General features: G+C 58.6%; 13 protein-coding genes. 6 read left to right on the top strand and 7 right to left on the bottom strand.

The window, feature by feature from the left end:
• The 5 genes from LEPOCDRAFT_RS00675 to LEPOCDRAFT_RS00655 all read right to left on the bottom strand — a co-directional run.
• A partial coding sequence (locus LEPOCDRAFT_RS00675) for a type I restriction-modification system subunit M N-terminal domain-containing protein (protein ID WP_172632718.1) occupies positions 1 to 385 on the bottom strand: 385 nt, incomplete at its 3' end.
• Positions 386 to 395: 10 nt separating this feature from the next.
• Positions 396 to 971 carry a DUF4276 family protein gene (locus LEPOCDRAFT_RS00670; RefSeq protein ID WP_009453242.1) on the bottom strand — a complete coding sequence of 192 codons (576 nt, stop codon included), beginning with the start codon at positions 969 to 971 and terminating at the stop codon, positions 396 to 398.
• Positions 968 to 2,161: an AAA family ATPase gene (locus LEPOCDRAFT_RS00665; RefSeq protein ID WP_009453241.1), complete on the bottom strand. Its 1,194-nt coding sequence runs from the start codon at positions 2,159 to 2,161 to the stop codon at positions 968 to 970. The genes LEPOCDRAFT_RS00670 and LEPOCDRAFT_RS00665 overlap by 4 nt, the downstream gene beginning before the upstream one ends.
• Positions 2,158 to 3,702 carry a restriction endonuclease subunit S gene (locus LEPOCDRAFT_RS00660; protein WP_043909601.1) on the bottom strand — a complete coding sequence of 515 codons (1,545 nt, stop codon included), beginning with the start codon at positions 3,700 to 3,702 and terminating at the stop codon, positions 2,158 to 2,160. The genes LEPOCDRAFT_RS00665 and LEPOCDRAFT_RS00660 overlap by 4 nt, the downstream gene beginning before the upstream one ends.
• Positions 3,699 to 5,387, bottom strand: coding sequence for a type I restriction-modification enzyme R subunit C-terminal domain-containing protein (locus tag LEPOCDRAFT_RS00655; RefSeq protein ID WP_009453239.1), 1,689 nt, complete (start codon positions 5,385 to 5,387; stop codon positions 3,699 to 3,701). The genes LEPOCDRAFT_RS00660 and LEPOCDRAFT_RS00655 overlap by 4 nt, the downstream gene beginning before the upstream one ends.
• Before the next feature lie 3 nt (positions 5,388 to 5,390).
• Here LEPOCDRAFT_RS00655 and LEPOCDRAFT_RS00650 point away from each other — a divergent pair, with 3 nt between their 5' ends.
• The 5 genes from LEPOCDRAFT_RS00650 to LEPOCDRAFT_RS00630 all read left to right on the top strand — a co-directional run bounded on the left by LEPOCDRAFT_RS00650 (position 5,391) and on the right by LEPOCDRAFT_RS00630 (position 8,704).
• A complete protein-coding gene (locus tag LEPOCDRAFT_RS00650) occupies positions 5,391 to 5,606 on the top strand; it encodes a hypothetical protein (RefSeq protein WP_043909599.1) in 216 nt (71 codons plus the stop codon).
• Positions 5,607 to 5,616: 10 nt separating this feature from the next.
• The gene (locus LEPOCDRAFT_RS00645) at positions 5,617 to 7,098 is read left to right on the top strand and encodes a class I SAM-dependent DNA methyltransferase (protein ID WP_043909605.1); all 1,482 of its coding nucleotides are present in this window, start codon (positions 5,617 to 5,619) and stop codon (positions 7,096 to 7,098) included.
• An 88-nt stretch (positions 7,099 to 7,186) separates the two neighbouring features.
• A complete protein-coding gene (locus LEPOCDRAFT_RS00640; protein ID WP_009453237.1) occupies positions 7,187 to 7,375 on the top strand; it encodes a hypothetical protein in 189 nt (62 codons plus the stop codon).
• A gap of 164 nt (positions 7,376 to 7,539) precedes the next feature.
• On the top strand, positions 7,540 to 7,887 hold the full coding sequence (locus LEPOCDRAFT_RS00635; protein WP_009453236.1) for a hypothetical protein: 348 nt from the start codon (positions 7,540 to 7,542) through the stop codon (positions 7,885 to 7,887).
• Positions 7,888 to 7,999: 112 nt separating this feature from the next.
• Positions 8,000 to 8,704 carry a DNA alkylation repair protein gene (locus LEPOCDRAFT_RS00630; RefSeq protein WP_009453235.1) on the top strand — a complete coding sequence of 235 codons (705 nt, stop codon included), beginning with the start codon at positions 8,000 to 8,002 and terminating at the stop codon, positions 8,702 to 8,704.
• Here LEPOCDRAFT_RS00630 and LEPOCDRAFT_RS00625 read toward each other — a convergent pair.
• A complete protein-coding gene (locus LEPOCDRAFT_RS00625; protein ID WP_043909603.1) occupies positions 8,663 to 9,256 on the bottom strand; it encodes a TMEM165/GDT1 family protein in 594 nt (197 codons plus the stop codon). The genes LEPOCDRAFT_RS00630 and LEPOCDRAFT_RS00625 overlap by 42 nt on opposite strands.
• 261 nt (positions 9,257 to 9,517) lie before the next feature.
• On the opposite strand from LEPOCDRAFT_RS00625, the gene LEPOCDRAFT_RS00610 reads away from it, so the two are divergent.
• Positions 9,518 to 15,001: a beta strand repeat-containing protein gene (locus LEPOCDRAFT_RS00610; protein WP_009453233.1), complete on the top strand. Its 5,484-nt coding sequence runs from the start codon at positions 9,518 to 9,520 to the stop codon at positions 14,999 to 15,001.
• Between the two features lie 261 nt (positions 15,002 to 15,262).
• On the opposite strand, the gene LEPOCDRAFT_RS02770 is transcribed toward LEPOCDRAFT_RS00610, so the two are convergent.
• On the bottom strand, positions 15,263 to 15,453 hold a 191-nt coding region (locus LEPOCDRAFT_RS02770; RefSeq protein WP_216579392.1), incomplete at its 5' end, for a hypothetical protein.

Genomic DNA, 15,453 nt, shown 5'->3' with positions numbered 1-15,453 from the left:
AATCGCCCTTGGTGTCGGCACCCAAGCTGATCCAGCTCTCAGCGTCGATCAATTGCACCAGCCGTGATAGCTTGGCTGGGTCTTGGATTTTGTTCTGCGCCTTGAAGAAGATGGCACCCAGCATGCCCGGTTCCTGTCCCAGCTTGTGCAGCGTGGCCAGGTAATGCGCTTCCAGCGGCTCGCCCACCTTGGGTGTCAAGCTGGCCCAGTCGTAGCCTTTGGGGATATGGGTGTCGCGGTTGTAGGGCTTTTGGGCGTATTCATGGGCCAGCTTCAAGAACAGCAAGTAGGTGAGCTGCTCCAGGTAGTCTCCATAGCCCACGCCGTCATCGCGCAGGGTGTGGCAAAAGTTCCAGACTCGCTGGACGAGGGATGAGGTGTTCATGGGCTTGCTTTCATGCATCCAGCAGTTCGGCCGTTAGGCGTTTGATGCCGGCGACGAAGTACTTGAAACTGGGGGAGCGGGTGTTGTCCAAGGACAGGTATTGCCCGATGGCGCGTGATCCGGCACGTTTTTCGTAACGGTTTTTGGTCAACGCCTTGAGTTCTCGGCTCGGGCTGCCTAGGTGGTCCGGGTTACGGAATTTCTTGTTTTCCTGATGCTTCGATAGGCTCGGTATATCCAGCGCTTGAGCCACGGCGGTGAGGTCTGCCAGATAGAACGTCTCCAACTCAGTGCAGGCGATGCGCACCAAGCACTGCGCCTCTCGGCCTGTACCTTGGCATCGCGCCTGAAGACCCTGTTTGAGGGCCACGCAGTCGGTATGGCTGTCTTGGTCGCGCAACACGATGAAGCGGGCCGTTGCGTTCTGGTAGCCCCGAATCCGCTGCCCCATGCGCTTTTCCATGTCCTGCTTGCCTTGGAAAGGAATCACCCGATAGCCCATACCTTCAGGCAACAGACGGGGCATCAATGCGTCCAGCAAGTTCCGCTCTGCCTCACCTTCCACCAAGAAAACCAGCTCTTTCATTGCGGGTCCACCCCGTCAAAGAAACCTTCATTCCAGAGGTAGCCCAGTTGATCGCCTTCGGCCATGTAGGCGGCGATCTGGGCGTTGTCCTTGGCGCGGTGGATTTCCGTGCAGCCATCGCGCTTGACCAGCCAGCAGGCTTCTTCGAGCTCAATGGCGTTGAGGAAATCGGGTGAATGGGTGGACACAAACACTTGCCCACCCCGGTGGGCGTAGCTGCGGAACTCTTCAGCCAACTCACCCATCAGCCGTGGGTAGAGCTGGTTTTCTGGCTCCTCGACGCACAGCAGCGGATGGGGTCTGGGATCATGCAGCAGCACCAAGTAGGCAAACATCTTGATGGTGCCGTCGGACACATAGCGATCCAGAAAGGGCGTTTTGAACGAGCCGTCCTGAAATCGCAAGGTCAGGTAGCCATCGTCCATGAGCCTAGGCTCGACCGAGGCCACGCCCGGCACCCGCCGTGCCATCGTGTCCAAGATGCGCTGGAACACGGCCGGGTGCTGCTCGTACAGTGATCGCGCCACCAACGGCAGGTTGTCGCCCGATTCGCTCAGGTGCTCCGAGTTGCCTGCCGCATCCTTGCGGCCCCGGGCGGCGCTGATGTGGAAGTCGGACACATGCCAGTGTTCAATCAACTGGCGAAACGCATTGGCGGCCTTGAAGCGTTCAAACTGGCCCAGTCCTTTGATCGCCAAGGTGTCAGGCGAAACCTTTTGCGTTTCGCGCTCCAGCTCCTCTTCGGCCTTGGTGAAGTCTTCTTCATTGACGATGGCATAACCCTCGCCGCGCACAAAGTCCAAGAAGTGGAACGGCTTACCGTGGCGTCCGCGCTTGTAGCGCAGCACTTCGTGCAACACCACGGGTTGGCCCGCCACTTCGCCGATTTCCAGCGCATAGGTCACCAGCCGTTCTTTGCCGGTGATTTCCATGCGGTACTGGATTTCGAGCTGGATCGTGTCCTTGGCCGGATCACACCCTCGGCTCAGCACTTCGCGAAAGCGCCCACGCTTGTCCACGGCCGAACGCACCGTGCCCTTGAGGCAGTCGTGCAGAAAACCGAACACATCAAACAGCGTGGTCTTGCCAGAGCCGTTGGCCCCCACCACCACCAAAAAGTTGGGCAAGTCCGTCAGGTTGATGTTGCGAAACGCCTTGAAATTGCGCAGGCGAATGGTCTCGATCTTCATGGGCAAGCCCCGGATGCAGCAGAACGACGTGTCCGCCGTGATTGTGATCGCTGGTCCTGCTCCCGCTCAGCGCGGATACGTTCCAGCAGCCCGCTAGCCGGTTCGTCGTTTGGATCTTGCGGGACTAGCCGACCAGAGAAAGCGGCTTTGAGGATGTTTTTGCGTTGGGCTGTGGATTGTTTGATGGCCAAATTAATCGCAGCCTCTTGCACGGCTACATCAGTATTAGCTGCGGAGAACAAGGAAATCATCTTGTCTTGCTCTTCAATTGGTGCAACGGGAACAGCAAGCCCGGTGAAACGTCCTAGGCTAACTTTCTTCTGCGCCACACCTTGCGTAATAGGTTCTATCTGCTTTTTACCTATATATGAATTAATCACAGCCTTCAGAAATTCGGGGCGAATCAACCCTACCCAGCAGCGCACTTTGATGCAGTCAGCCGTAATGATTGCAACTGGTTGGTTTTCTGGATAAACATCAGCATCCCCAGGCGGCTCACCCATTTTTGTAATCAACACATCGCCAGCTTGCACGCTGTGAGCACAAAGCTCCTTCGCTTTTTCTTCGGTCACATATTTCGTATAGCCGTCACCATAACGACCCGAACGAATGTTCCGAACAAAAATCAGGGGAACGCCAGAATCACGATAGTCTGGCACCGTGAGATTGCTACCAAAAGGGCCAATAGCGAGGCTATATTTTCCATTTGAAGCTATTTGCTCAATACTCGCCCAAACCCACCCCTGCGGCAATTCAGGTAACCCGGTGGTATCCGGCTGCACCGGCTCGGGGTATTTCTTTTGCCAGTCTTTGGGCGGGGTTTTGCCTTGCTCTGCGAATTTGGCGAGCTGTTTGGATTCCCAGCGGGCGCGGCGTTCTTGCAGGATGCGCGCTAGCAGCGCAGCGCCAGTTTCGGCGGGCGGGTTGTGCTGCCGCCATTCGGCAGTGAGTGCGCCTTCGATGGCGGCTTTCAGCAGGGACTGGCGGTATTGCTTGAGCTTTTTTTGCGCGGCTTTGAGTTCGGCCACGCCCGCATCCAGGTCGGATAGGAGTTCTTCGAGTTTGGCGACGATGCGGGTTTGTTCGGCACGCGGGGGAAGAAGCAAAGGCCACGCTTTCACAATGCCTTGAGAAATATTGGGCTGTGCTCCGCCTTTACCGGCATCAGTGAAACCTTTTTCTTGGGAAACCAAAAAATAGTAAAGAAACTCTGAACTGATCGCGTCAGGAATTCCAACTGCGCAGGCTTGGTTTGTTGCAGCATCAATCCCAAAGATGGATGTTTTCCCTATGGTCGCACCATACATAGCCAAGGCAACAGCACCTTTTGGGAATACTTTTGCACTTGATGAATTAACAGCCTCCTCTGAAATATGTTCTTCAGACGCCATGAGCGTGCGTGGGCCAAGCTCTCCTGTTTTAAACCAAGGAATATTTCCAGCATAATAGTCTGGTTTAGATCTTGAAGGAGTCCCCCCAGAAGACCATATTGCAACATCTTCTAATTTAACGGCCAACCAGCCATTGGGCAAATCACTCACGCCACCAACTCCTGATTCATTTCAGTCATCAACGTATCCAATTCTTGGCCAAACACCTGCCACACCTTCTGTAATCCGCCCTTGCCTGCCAGTTCTTCATAATCAAAATCATCCCGCTTTATGCTGCAACTGCTGGCAATGTGCTCCTTCATCAGGCGCAGCCAATCCATCTGCTCAGGCGTGAAGGCCGTGGCGCGCTGGGCGTTGTGGCGAAAGATCCAGGCCTGAAAGCGCTTATCCACTTGCTCGCTAAAGGGTTTGAGTTCGGTTTCTAGTCCCAGCGCAAAACGCACCAGTGACACCAGATCGGTGAGCTGGCGTTTGCTGTTCATGCCTTTGACTTGGGCGGCCTGCACCCGCGCATAGGCGCTCCATAGACGCTCGGTGGTGAGCATCAGCGGCGGCTTCTGCAAGTGTTCGTGCAGGTCTTCGATCATGTCGAAGGTGAGCGCGCGGCGTTGGTAGGGCTGCTGGTAGAAGAAGCTCAGCGCGGCGATTTCGTCCTTGTGCTCGGCGATATAGGTCGCGAAGCTGTCGATCACTTGTTTGGCTTGGGCTTCGGCTTGCTCGCTGAAGCCTGAAAAGGTGACTTGATCGAGGTTGATATGGTCGATGAGCTGTTCGCGTTCACGGCGGGCGGCTTCGATTTCGTCACGCAGCGCCGGTTGATCGAAGGGTGCGCAGGCAGCAGCGACGCGCTCAGCACGTGCAGCCTCGATTTCTTCGGGCATCAATGTTTCTTCGCTGCGGGTGATGCCCTTTGCCTGTGCGGTGGCTAGTGCGGCGGCGACGATGGCATCGGGGTTCAGCGCGGCAACCAGACCTTTGCCCAGTTCCGCCACCGGGATACCGCCCGAGGCTTTTTCAATGCGGGCCTGGGCTTTATCGTCCAGTTGCTTACCCAGACGGATCAGGCGGTTGGCGAGCGAGAGCACGGTGTCGTCGTCGCGGCTGCCCATGGCGATGTTTTGCAGCAAGTCTTTGAGCCCCACACCGGGCTTTTTCTCCAGCGGGCGGCTTTCTGTTTTCAGCGACTTTTCCACGCCCACGGCGTCAATCAGCACAAAGCGGGTTTTGGCACCGTCGGCACTGTTGCTGACCCGCTTCAGGCTGTCGCCATCGAGCGAGCGCACGCCACGGCCTTTCATCTGCTCGTAGTAGCCCTTGCTGCGCACGTCGCGCATGAACAGCAGCACTTCCAAGGGCTTCACGTCGGTGCCCGTTGCGATCATGTCAACGGTGACGGCAATGCGCGGGTTGTAGTCGTTTCGGAAGCTGGACAGGATGCTGTCGGCGTCTTCTTCGGCGCGGTAGGTGACCTTTTTGCAGAAGGCGTTCCCTTGACCATAGACCTCACGAAGAATGTTGATGATGTCGTCGGCGTGGCTGTCGGTCTTGGCAAAGATCAGCGTCTTGGGGGTTTCCTTGCGCGCCGGGAAAATCTGAGTCTCGACGGCGGTCTTCATCGCCTGAATCACCTGGCGTATCTGGCTGACATTGACCACGGAGCGGTCGAGTTCTTTGCCGGTGTAGGCGGTGTCCTCTTCGGTTTCGCTCCATCGCTTTTTGCGGGTTTGCCGGTCACGGTGATCGACCCATTCTTTGGCCTTTAGCTCGGCACCCTTTTGAGTGATTTCAGTTTCGATCTCGTACACGTCATATCCGACGTTGACGCCATCGGCCACGGATTGCTCATAGGTGTATTCGGCGACGATGTTCTCGTTGAAAAACCCGAAGGTGCGCTTGTCAGGCGTGGCGGTGAGGCCGATCAGATTGGCATCGAAAAACGTGCCGGATCACGCGCCATCGGGCAATACCTGTCCTTGGACAACACCCGCTCCCCCAGTTTCAAGTACTTCGTCGCCGGCATCAAACGCCTAACGGCCGAACTGCTGGATGCATGAAAGCAAGCCCATGAACACCTCATCCCTCGTCCAGCGAGTCTGGAACTTTTGCCACACCCTGCGCGATGACGGCGTGGGCTATGGAGACTACCTGGAGCAGCTCACCTACTTGCTGTTCTTGAAGCTGGCCCATGAATACGCCCAAAAGCCCTACAACCGCGACACCCATATCCCCAAAGGCTACGACTGGGCCAGCTTGACACCCAAGGTGGGCGAGCCGCTGGAAGCGCATTACCTGGCCACGCTGCACAAGCTGGGACAGGAACCGGGCATGCTGGGTGCCATCTTCTTCAAGGCGCAGAACAAAATCCAAGACCCAGCCAAGCTATCACGGCTGGTGCAATTGATCGACGCTGAGAGCTGGATCAGCTTGGGTGCCGACACCAAGGGCGATTTGTACGAAGGCCTGTTGCAGAAAAACGCCGAGGACACCAAGAGCGGTGCGGGACAGTACTTCACGCCTCGAACCTTGATCGATGCCATCGTGAACTGCGTTCGCCCTGAGCCCATGAAAACCATTGCCGACCCAGCATGCGGCACCGGCGGCTTTTTTCTTGGTGCCTACAACTGGCTGACGCGACCGGGGACGGGACGAAGCAGACCCGAGAAAGAATTCCTGCGCGACAAGACTTTTCACGGCAACGAGATCGTGCCCAACACACGCCGCATGTGCTTGATGAACCTGTTCTTACACAACATCGGCGAGCTGAACGGTGCGCCGCTGGTGGAACGTTCGGACGCGCTGATCGCCGAATCAAAAATAAAAGTGGATTACGTGCTGGCCAACCCGCCCTTCGGCAAGAAAAGCAGCATGACCTTCACCAATGAGGAAGGTGAAGAAGACAAAGATGCGCTGACTTACGAGCGGCAGGACTTCTGGGAAACCACGTCGAACAAACAACTCAACTTCTTGCAGCACATCGTCAGCATGCTGAAAGTGGACGGCAAGGCTGCGGTCGTGCTACCTGACAACGTGTTGTTCGAAGGTGGTGCCGGCGAAAAGATTCGCCGCAAGTTGCTGGACACGTGTGACGTACACACCATCCTGCGCCTGCCTACGGGCATTTTTTACGCACAAGGTGTGAAAGCCAACGTGGTGTTCTTCGATAACGCACCCAAAGATGGCCAAGTGCATACGAAAGGCATCTGGTTTTACGACTTGCGAACGAACAAGCACTTCACCCTGAAAACACGGACGCTGAAGCTGGATGACCTACAGGATTTCATCACCTGCTACCACCCAGAAAACCGCCATCTACGCCGAGCCACTGAACGATTCAAGTTCTACAGCTATGACGAACTCATCACCCGCGATAAAGCGAGTCTCGACATCTTCTGGCTCAAAGACGAGAGTCTCGACAACCTCGATACGCTGCCACCGCCTGATGTGTTGCAGCAGGAAATCATCGAGCATCTCGAAGCAGCTTTGGGAGCCTTCCGGGATGTGGCAGCCAGTCTGAATCGGTCTTCGACCAGCGCCACCAGAGGCTGACAAAAATCTTTCAACTCAGCGTCAACCGAGGCTGATCGAGCCGCGTTGTGTGAGTACCTCCTACCAAACTCACCCCCAGGAAACCACCATGAACAAGATCCTCGCCGCCCTGATTGCCTCCGTGTTCGCCGTGGGCGCCTTCGCTGCTGATGTGGCTCCCGCTGCTGCCAAGGCTCCGGAAGTGGCTGCTGCTCCGGCCAAGGCCAAGGCTAAGCACAAGAAGCACGCTGCCAAGAAGAAGTCGGCCAAGGCTGCTGCTGCTTCGGCCAGCAAGTGATCTGGCGCCTGCGGGCGTTTTGATCCAAGAAAGGGCCCTGCGGGGCCTTTTGCTTTTGGGTCGCCAAAACGATCATCAGACCTCGAAGCATTTGCTTGTCAACCGAATCGGTCCGTTCAGCGTTGTGTGAGTACCTCAACCTAAATGACATCTGTCACTTGACCATGAACAAACTTCTTGCTGCCCTGATCGCTTCCCTGTTCGCCGCTGGCGCTTTCGCCGCTGACGCACCGGCCAAGTCTGCTGAGGCAGCCTCCGCTTCGGCCAAGGTCGAAAAGAAGGAAGAGAAGAAGGCTGCTGCTCCGGTCGCTGCACAAGCTCCGGCCAGCGCTGCTTCGAAGGCTGCTAAGCACGCCAAGAAGGAAAAGGCTGAAGCTCACGAAGCGGCTGCTTCTGGCGAAAAGGCTGAAAAGAAGGAAGCCAAGCACGCTAAGAAGGAAAAGGCCGAGAAGCACGAACACGCTGCTTCGGGCGCCAAGGCTGAAAAGCACGAGCACGCTGCCAGCAAGTGATGGCTGCATCCCGCAAGGGATGGCTTTCATCGTTCGCGTGACGACGCAAGCGATATAAAAAAGGTCCTTCGGGGCCTTTTTGTTTGGGTGTCCCTCTTTCAGGAGTCTCCCCATGTCCATCACCCCTGAGACTTTCGTCCACACCGTGTGCGCCACCTTGGTGCCCTTGGCTGATGCCGAGCGGGCGGTGGGCATGCGCGCCTATATGCGCGACCAGTTTCCCTTTCTGGGTGTGAGTACCCCACTGCGGCGCCAAGCCACCCAAACGTTGGTGCGCGACCTCGCCAAGGATTCATCCAAGATTTCTGGCGCTGAGCTGCTGGCCCACGTCCAAGCCCTGTGGGCGCTGCCTGAACGGGAATACACCTATGTCGGCATCGATGTTCTGGCTCGGCAGGTGAAGCATCTGGGCTTGGATCAGATCGAGGGGCTGCTGGCCTTGGCGCAACAACGCTCTTGGTGGGATTCGGTCGATGGCCTCGCGAGCGTGGTGGGTGATGTGGTCCGCGTGGCGCGGCGCACCAACCCCGACGCGCAGCGCTGCATGGATACCGCCTTGGAACACCCCTCGCTGTGGGTGCGACGCATCGCCATGATTCACCAGTTGGGTTGGCGCACTGAAACCGACACGCTGCGGCTTTATCGCTTTGCCCGCCAACTCGCCCCAGAGCGTGATTTCTTCATCCGCAAAGCCATCGGCTGGGCCTTGCGCGACCACGCTCGCCACGACCCCGAAGGCGTGCGGCGCTTCCTGAATCAAGAAAGCACTCGCCTCTCAGCCTTGAGCGTGCGCGAAGCCGCTAAACATCTGGCCTGAAACCAGCGTCAGCACGCCCAGCACCGCAAAAATCGCCGCTGCGATGCCGTGAACCAGCTTGACTGGGATGCGATGGGCGATGCGCTCACCCAGCAAAACCGCTGGCACGTTGGCGATCAGCATGCCCAAGGTGGTGCCGGCCACCACCGCCACGATGGCTTGGTACTGCGCCGCCAAGGCCACCGTGGCCACTTGGGTTTTATCGCCCATCTCGGCCAAAAAGAAGGCCACCAAGGTGGTGCCAAACACGCCGCCCAACGATGCGAGCTTGGCGTCATCCTCGTCAAAGGTGTCGGGGACCAAGGTCCACAACGCCATGGCGATGAAGGAGCCGCCCAAGACCCAGCGCAGCAGATTGGGGCTGAGCAAGGACGTCACCCAAGACCCCAACGACGCCGCCAAAGCGTGATTGGCCAGCGTCGCCACCAAGATGCCCAAGATGATCGGCACCGGCCGGCGGAAGCGCGCCGCCAAGATAAACGCCAGCAGTTGGGTCTTGTCGCCGATTTCGGCCAAGGCCACGATGCCCGTGGAGAGAAGAAAAGATTCCATGCGACGACCGACGAGCAGCAAGTGTTGATTTGGCGCCACAGTGTGCAACAAGCCCGCCCACGAAAGGATGCTTTGTGCGCGCGAAAAGCCAATTGTCGCGTTCACGATCCACCAATCTGCGGCATGTTGTGCCCCCTAAGCTTGATCAATCAGGTCGGATCTTTCGTTCATTTTTCTGACAAGACACCCTAAGAGTTGTCGGTTAGTCTTGCGAAAATTCGTCAGCACAAGCCACGCACGTCTGTCTTCCCGAGCCAAAACATGAACGAGTCCACAGTCAATCCGTCAGTGATGCCCGCCATCGGCCCAACGCAACAAGGTGCAGGCGTGAACCATGGTGGCTTATCGATCACGCCACAGCGTCACGAAGGCCATCCCACGGCCGCTGTGACACCAGCACCGCTCGCTCATCGGTTTGGACAGGCCCCGGACACGGAGGGTACGGAAGAGGACTCGATCGCGACAAACGCCGTCGAGACGGTCGAGACCCTCGATGAGGACACCTTCGGCGCAGACATCTCGGATGGCACGGAGGCATTTGATCCGGGAACGATGGGCCATGAATCCTCAGGCCGCGAAGACACCCTGCGCTACTCAGCCCTGCACGAGCCCGCCATGATGCTCACGGCCGCCGATGCCACGTTCATCGCCAGCGACCCGGCACCTCTCGCGCTCGCTCAGCCGATGGAATACCTCGGCAGCAGTGCTGCCGCAAGTGGCGGCAGTGATGCAGGTGCCGCTGCGGTCGGCAGCACGGCCATGGGCGAATTGATGCCCATGTTGGGCGCTGTGACCTTCGGCGTGATCGCGGCCACATCCGCGAACAACGCCACACAGGCCCAAACGCCGAACCCATCCCCAACCGCGACGGGCACCGCCCCACCGTTGGTCTTCTCGATCAGTCACGCTGCCGGGACGCCACATGTGATGGTGGTGGACGTCACGCTGCCGAGCACGATGGTTGCCGGCCAGACCCTGACGTTCTCGGTCGCCCAAGGCAATGCGGTCCTTGAAACGGTCAACTACGTTTTGACCCAAACCGACATCAACGCAGGGTCCATCACCAAGTTTCTGGGCTCCAACAACCTCAGCGACAGCAATTATCAGATCAGCGTGAACCAAGCCGGGACCACCGCCTTGGCCAGCAACACATCCACATTCCATCTCGACGTTACAGCCCCATCGGCGCCCCAACTGAATCTCAGCCCCAACGGTAACGGCACCACCGTCAACGTGAGCCTGCCCATAGATGCGGTGGTGGGCGACTCACTGACGCTGACGCTGCGCGATCAAACGGGCTCAGCCGTACAAACAGTGACACAAGCCGTCACGGCGCTGAATCTGAGCACGCACACGCTGCAGTTGTCCCTGAACACAGGCGCCCTACCGGCTAATACCTCTTACCAAGCGCTGGCGAATCTGACGGACGTCTCAGGCAACGTCTCTATCAACTCGACGCCGATCTCTATGACCACCCCCGGCGCGCCTACTCCCGGCATCACCCTGACACAAGATTCCGGCACACCAGGTGACCGAATCACTAACCAAGCCGGCATCAGCCTCTCGGGTGTACTCAGCAGTGGCGTGGTGGAATACAGCGTTGACGGTGGCGCTTGGACCAGCGTGTACACCGCGCCCACCCAAAATGGCAACCATACCGTTCAGGTTCGCCAATTCGATACCAACACGGGCCATGTTTCCAACCCAGGCTCGCTCAGCTTCACCCTCGACACTCTCGCGCCAGCAGCGTTGATTCCGGTGCTGGCCAACGGTGCCAATGGTCTGACCAACAGCGCTGCTCTGGCTGCTTTGACCCCCGAAGTCGGCGCGCTGCTTGAGTACCGTGTTGACGGCGGTGCTTGGGCTTCGAGCTACACCGCGCCGACCGGCGATATCGCCCACACCGTCGATGTCCGTCAGACCGACGCGGCAGGCAACATCTCGGCTTGGTTCACGCTGAGCTTCACGCTCGACACTGTGGCCCCGGCAAGCGTGACCCCGACCTTGGCCAACGGTGCCACCACCCTGACCAACAATGCTGCTCTGACGGCGCTGTCTGCGACGGAAGTCGGTGCAACGGTTGAATACCGCGTCGATGGCGGCGCTTGGGGAGCCTATACAGCACCCTCAGCCCAAGGCGCTCACACCGTTGAAGCGCGCCAAGTCGATGCCGCAGGCAATGCTTCGGCCGCTTCGGCACCACTGGCCTTCACGCTCGACACCCAAGCCCCGGTCGCACCCGGTGTGGCCTTGTCCAATGGCAATCCAGCAGGTTCCACCACCAACAACGGCAGCGTCAGCGTCACCGGCATCGAGGCAGGCGCCACCGTCGAATACCAAATCAACGCTAGCGGCACATGGCTGCCCTTGGTGGCCGATGCTCAAGGCGCCTACAACGTGCCCTCGCCCACGGTGCCCGGCCTGAGCTACACCATCGATGTGCGCCAGACCGATGCCGCTGGCAACGTTTCGACCACCGTAGGTTCGATCAACTTCGCCTTGGCCGGTGCTGGTTCTGCACCCACCGTGGGCTTGGTGAACGACACCGGCGTGGTCGGCGATGCCATCACCAGCGTGGGCCAGCTGCAAATCACCCCGGCCGCTGACACAGCCCCCAACTCGACAGTGCAAGAGTTCAGCACCGATGGCGGCCAGACTTGGAGCACTAGCTTCACGCCGACGTCCAATGCGGTCAATGTCGTGGAAGTGCGCTACAACAATCCGAGCGACACCACCGGCAACAGCGCCACCCTGCCTGCATCCTTCACCTTCACCCTCGACACCCAAGTCGTGGCGCCGACGCTCAGCCTGCAAACGGGCACCAGCGCCCTGACCAACAGCAGCGCCGTCACCTTGGGCGGTATCGAAGCCGGTGCCTCGGTCGAATACAGCACCGACGGTGCAACTTGGACGGCTCAGCAACCCGTTGCGACTCAAGGCAGCAACACGCTCTACGTGCGCCAAACCGACGTGGCGGGCAATGTCTCCGCAGCCTCGACCGCACTGAGCTTCAACCTCGATAGCGTCGCGCCGACAGCCCCCGTCGTGGTGCTGACCAACGGTGCCACCACCCTGACCAACAACGCCGCCTTGGCCGCACTCACCGGCGTCGAAGCCGGCGCGCTGCTTGAGTACCGCGTCGATGGCGGTGCTTGGGCTTCGAGCTACACCGCGCCCACCGCCAACGCTGCGCACACCGTCGATGTCCGTCAGACCGATGCCGCCGGCAACGTCTCGCCCACTTCCTCGCTCAGCTTCACCCTCGACACTCTCGCGCCAGCAGCGTTGACTCCGGTGCTGGCCAACGGTGCCAATGGTCTGACCAACAGCGCTGCTCTTGCAGCCTTGACCCCCGAAGTCGGCGCGCTGCTTGAGTACCGCGTCGATGGCGGTGCTTGGGCTTCGAGCTACACCGCGCCCACCGCCAACGCTGCGCACACCGTCGATGTCCGTCAGACCGATGCCGCCGGCAACGTCTCGCCCACTTCCTCGCTCAGCTTCACCCTCGATACCGTTGCTCCCGCTGCCTTGGGCTTGGCCTTGGCCTTGGCCAACGGCGCCAATGGCCTGACCAACAGCGCTGCTCTGGCCGCTTTGACCCCTGAAGTCGGCGCGCTGCTTGAGTACCGCGTCGATGGCGGTGCTTGGGCTTCGAGCTACACCGCGCCCACCGCCAACGCTGCGCACACCGTCGATGTCCGTCAGACCGATGCCGCCGGCAACGTCTCACTGGCATCCACCCCGTTGGCTTTCACCCTTGATACGGTGGCCCCAGTCGCGTTGACCGTCGCCTTGCTTACGGATTCCGCCGATGCAACGGCAGCACCGGCAGTTTTCGGTGCACAGATCGCTGACAAACTGACCAACGACCCAACCGCGAATTTCGTACCGGAAACCGCAGGTAATCTGGTCGAGTACAGCGTGGACGGCATCAACAACTGGCAGCCGCTCTCAGCCTTGGCCCCAGGGGTGCTGGCCGATGGGGCGTACAACCTGTTCGTGCGTGAAACCGATGCGGCCGGCAACGTGACCACCTCGGCCACCGGCACTTACAGCTTCACGCTCGACACGGTGTCCACAGCTCCAACCTTGGCGCTGAATGCCCCTATCTTGGCCGGCGGTGTGACCTATTCGCAAACCGGCTCGTTCTGGGATCCGCTCGGGGGCCTGCTGACCGGCGGTACCTCAACCAGCACCATCACCGACCTGCATCCCTCGACCGAGCACTACACCTATACCGATGCCACCACTGGTACGCCGATCACCACTGATCTGCTTGGCATGCAGAACTATCTGTTGACACTGGGCGGTTTGATCAATCAGACCACAGGGATCGGCATCCCCGTCTCGGTGACCGTCACACAGACGGATGCGGCCGGCAACGCCTCAGCGCCAAGTGCCCCGTTGTCATTCACCTTCGACAACATGACCCCGTTACCCGTGGTCGGTCTGGCAACCGACAGCGGTCGGCTCAACGACGTAACCACCAATCAGCCCACCTTCTCGTTGCTGGCTACTGAAGCCCAGACGACAGAGGCATACAGCTTTGATGGGATGACTTGGACCTCGATTCCGACCTTGGTGAACGGCACTTTCACACCGACTGGGTTACCTATTCCGGCACAGGTGGCAACGCCAACCGCCGTTCCCTTCTGGGTCCAACAGACCGATGCCACGGGCAACGTTGGTACCTTTATGACCACGTTCATGGTGGACAACTTCGTGGCAGCACCCACTGTGCAAGCCACCGATTCAACAGGTGCGTTGGTAGGTTCGGGAACACTTGTCTCTAGCGGCACATTGACACTCACAGGCGAAACATCCCTTGCTCCGACCTACCAAGTCAGTACCGACAGCGGCATTACTTGGGTGGATTCGAGCATCTACACCCCGACCGCGATGGGTGCCAACAACATCTTGGTGCATCAAATCGATGACGCTGGCAACATTTCCGCCGCTACAACGTTCAATCTGAACCTGCAGGGTACGGTCACGAATGTCACCACTGGCCTCTCGTCAGCCGAAGCAGCTGGAGTTTCACCATTCATCACACTCCCGACCATGAGTCTGACTGACTCAGGGATTGCTGGCGACCACATCACCAGCAATGCAACCGTTACGTTGAACGCAGCGAACCTGGGAGGAAATGTCGATACGCTGTCCTACAGTTTGAACGGCGGTCTTTGGACCGCCTACACCCCCGGCTCATCGTTGCCGGCGGTGGAAGGCCTAAATAGCCTCTTGGTCAAGGAGTCGGTGCAATCGGGTGCAATAGGCACCCTAGCCACTCACGAAACCCCGATCATCCCGATGTCCTTCACGCTGGATACCGTCTTCCCGACGGCTGGTGCCACAGCCAACAACATTGCCGAGCTGTACACCTCGGCATCAAGTGGCTTATCGACCGCAGTGGTTCGTGTGACGTACAGCGAGGCGGTTTCGGTCAACGCTGCCACTTTGAACTTCAGTGGTGGTGGTGCAGCTGGCGGGTACACCTCGCAAGTGGTCACATCGGGCGCAAGCTTGGACGGTGCAGTATCTCTTGGCGTACAAGTAGACGGCTCCACCGTGATCGAAGTTCGCTTGGCAGAAACAACGCTGCACGCCTTCACCACTGCACAGGTGGTACCGAGCGTCTCGCTGTTGATAACGGACTTGGCGGGTAACCAAGCGACCGTGCCGATCGCCGTGACCAACAACCCAGCACCTGTCTTTGCCGACTGGAACTTGGGCATGCTCCCTTGATGGACTAGCCTTTCGTGACGATTCATGTCGAGCCCCCAGCTAGGCATGAATCGTCTCAAGAGCCCGCGTTAGAAACCCTATGGCCTGCCTTGTACAGGCCTTTTTTCGTTAGCTTATGGGTACGTCACTTTTTCACGACAAAAAACCTCGCGACATCAAACACTCACCTTTTGCGGCGATACAACCACGCGCTGCATACACTCGTTCACACGTTTTACGGCATGGTTCATCGGAGTCGCGTTAGCCTTGACTCCCATACGGTCACGCTCCGCGTTGCAGCATTCTCAGGAATCCAACACCGTCACCAAGAACACGGCCCATGCGGTGAACTTGCAGCAGATTGAGCGTACTTGTGAGTGATTCATAACGATTTACTAAGCACTCTTTTTTTAGATTACGAACAAGCCCGATGCCCGCAGTGATACGTGCGCCGACTTTCTTCATACGTCCCT

The organism is Leptothrix ochracea L12, assembly GCF_000262525.1.
Note: the sequence above shows the minus strand (reverse complement) of the source record. Positions and strands in the feature narration are given on the sequence as shown.

Bases quoted from the DNA above. Each gene is read 5' to 3' on its own strand.
- LEPOCDRAFT_RS00670 (WP_009453242.1), bottom strand. From the start codon at position 971: ATGAAAGAGCTGGTTTTCTTGGTGGAAGGTGAGGCAGAGCGGAACTTG.
- LEPOCDRAFT_RS00640 (WP_009453237.1), top strand. From the start codon at position 7,187: ATGAACAAGATCCTCGCCGCCCTGATTGCCTCCGTGTTCGCCGTGGGC.
- LEPOCDRAFT_RS00610 (WP_009453233.1), top strand. From the start codon at position 9,518: ATGAACGAGTCCACAGTCAATCCGTCAGTGATGCCCGCCATCGGCCCA.
- LEPOCDRAFT_RS00635 (WP_009453236.1), top strand. From the start codon at position 7,540: ATGAACAAACTTCTTGCTGCCCTGATCGCTTCCCTGTTCGCCGCTGGC.
- LEPOCDRAFT_RS00665 (WP_009453241.1), bottom strand. From the start codon at position 2,161: ATGAAGATCGAGACCATTCGCCTGCGCAATTTCAAGGCGTTTCGCAAC.
- LEPOCDRAFT_RS00645 (WP_043909605.1), top strand. From the start codon at position 5,617: ATGAACACCTCATCCCTCGTCCAGCGAGTCTGGAACTTTTGCCACACC.
- LEPOCDRAFT_RS00625 (WP_043909603.1), bottom strand. From the start codon at position 9,256: ATGGAATCTTTTCTTCTCTCCACGGGCATCGTGGCCTTGGCCGAAATC.
- LEPOCDRAFT_RS00630 (WP_009453235.1), top strand. From the start codon at position 8,000: ATGTCCATCACCCCTGAGACTTTCGTCCACACCGTGTGCGCCACCTTG.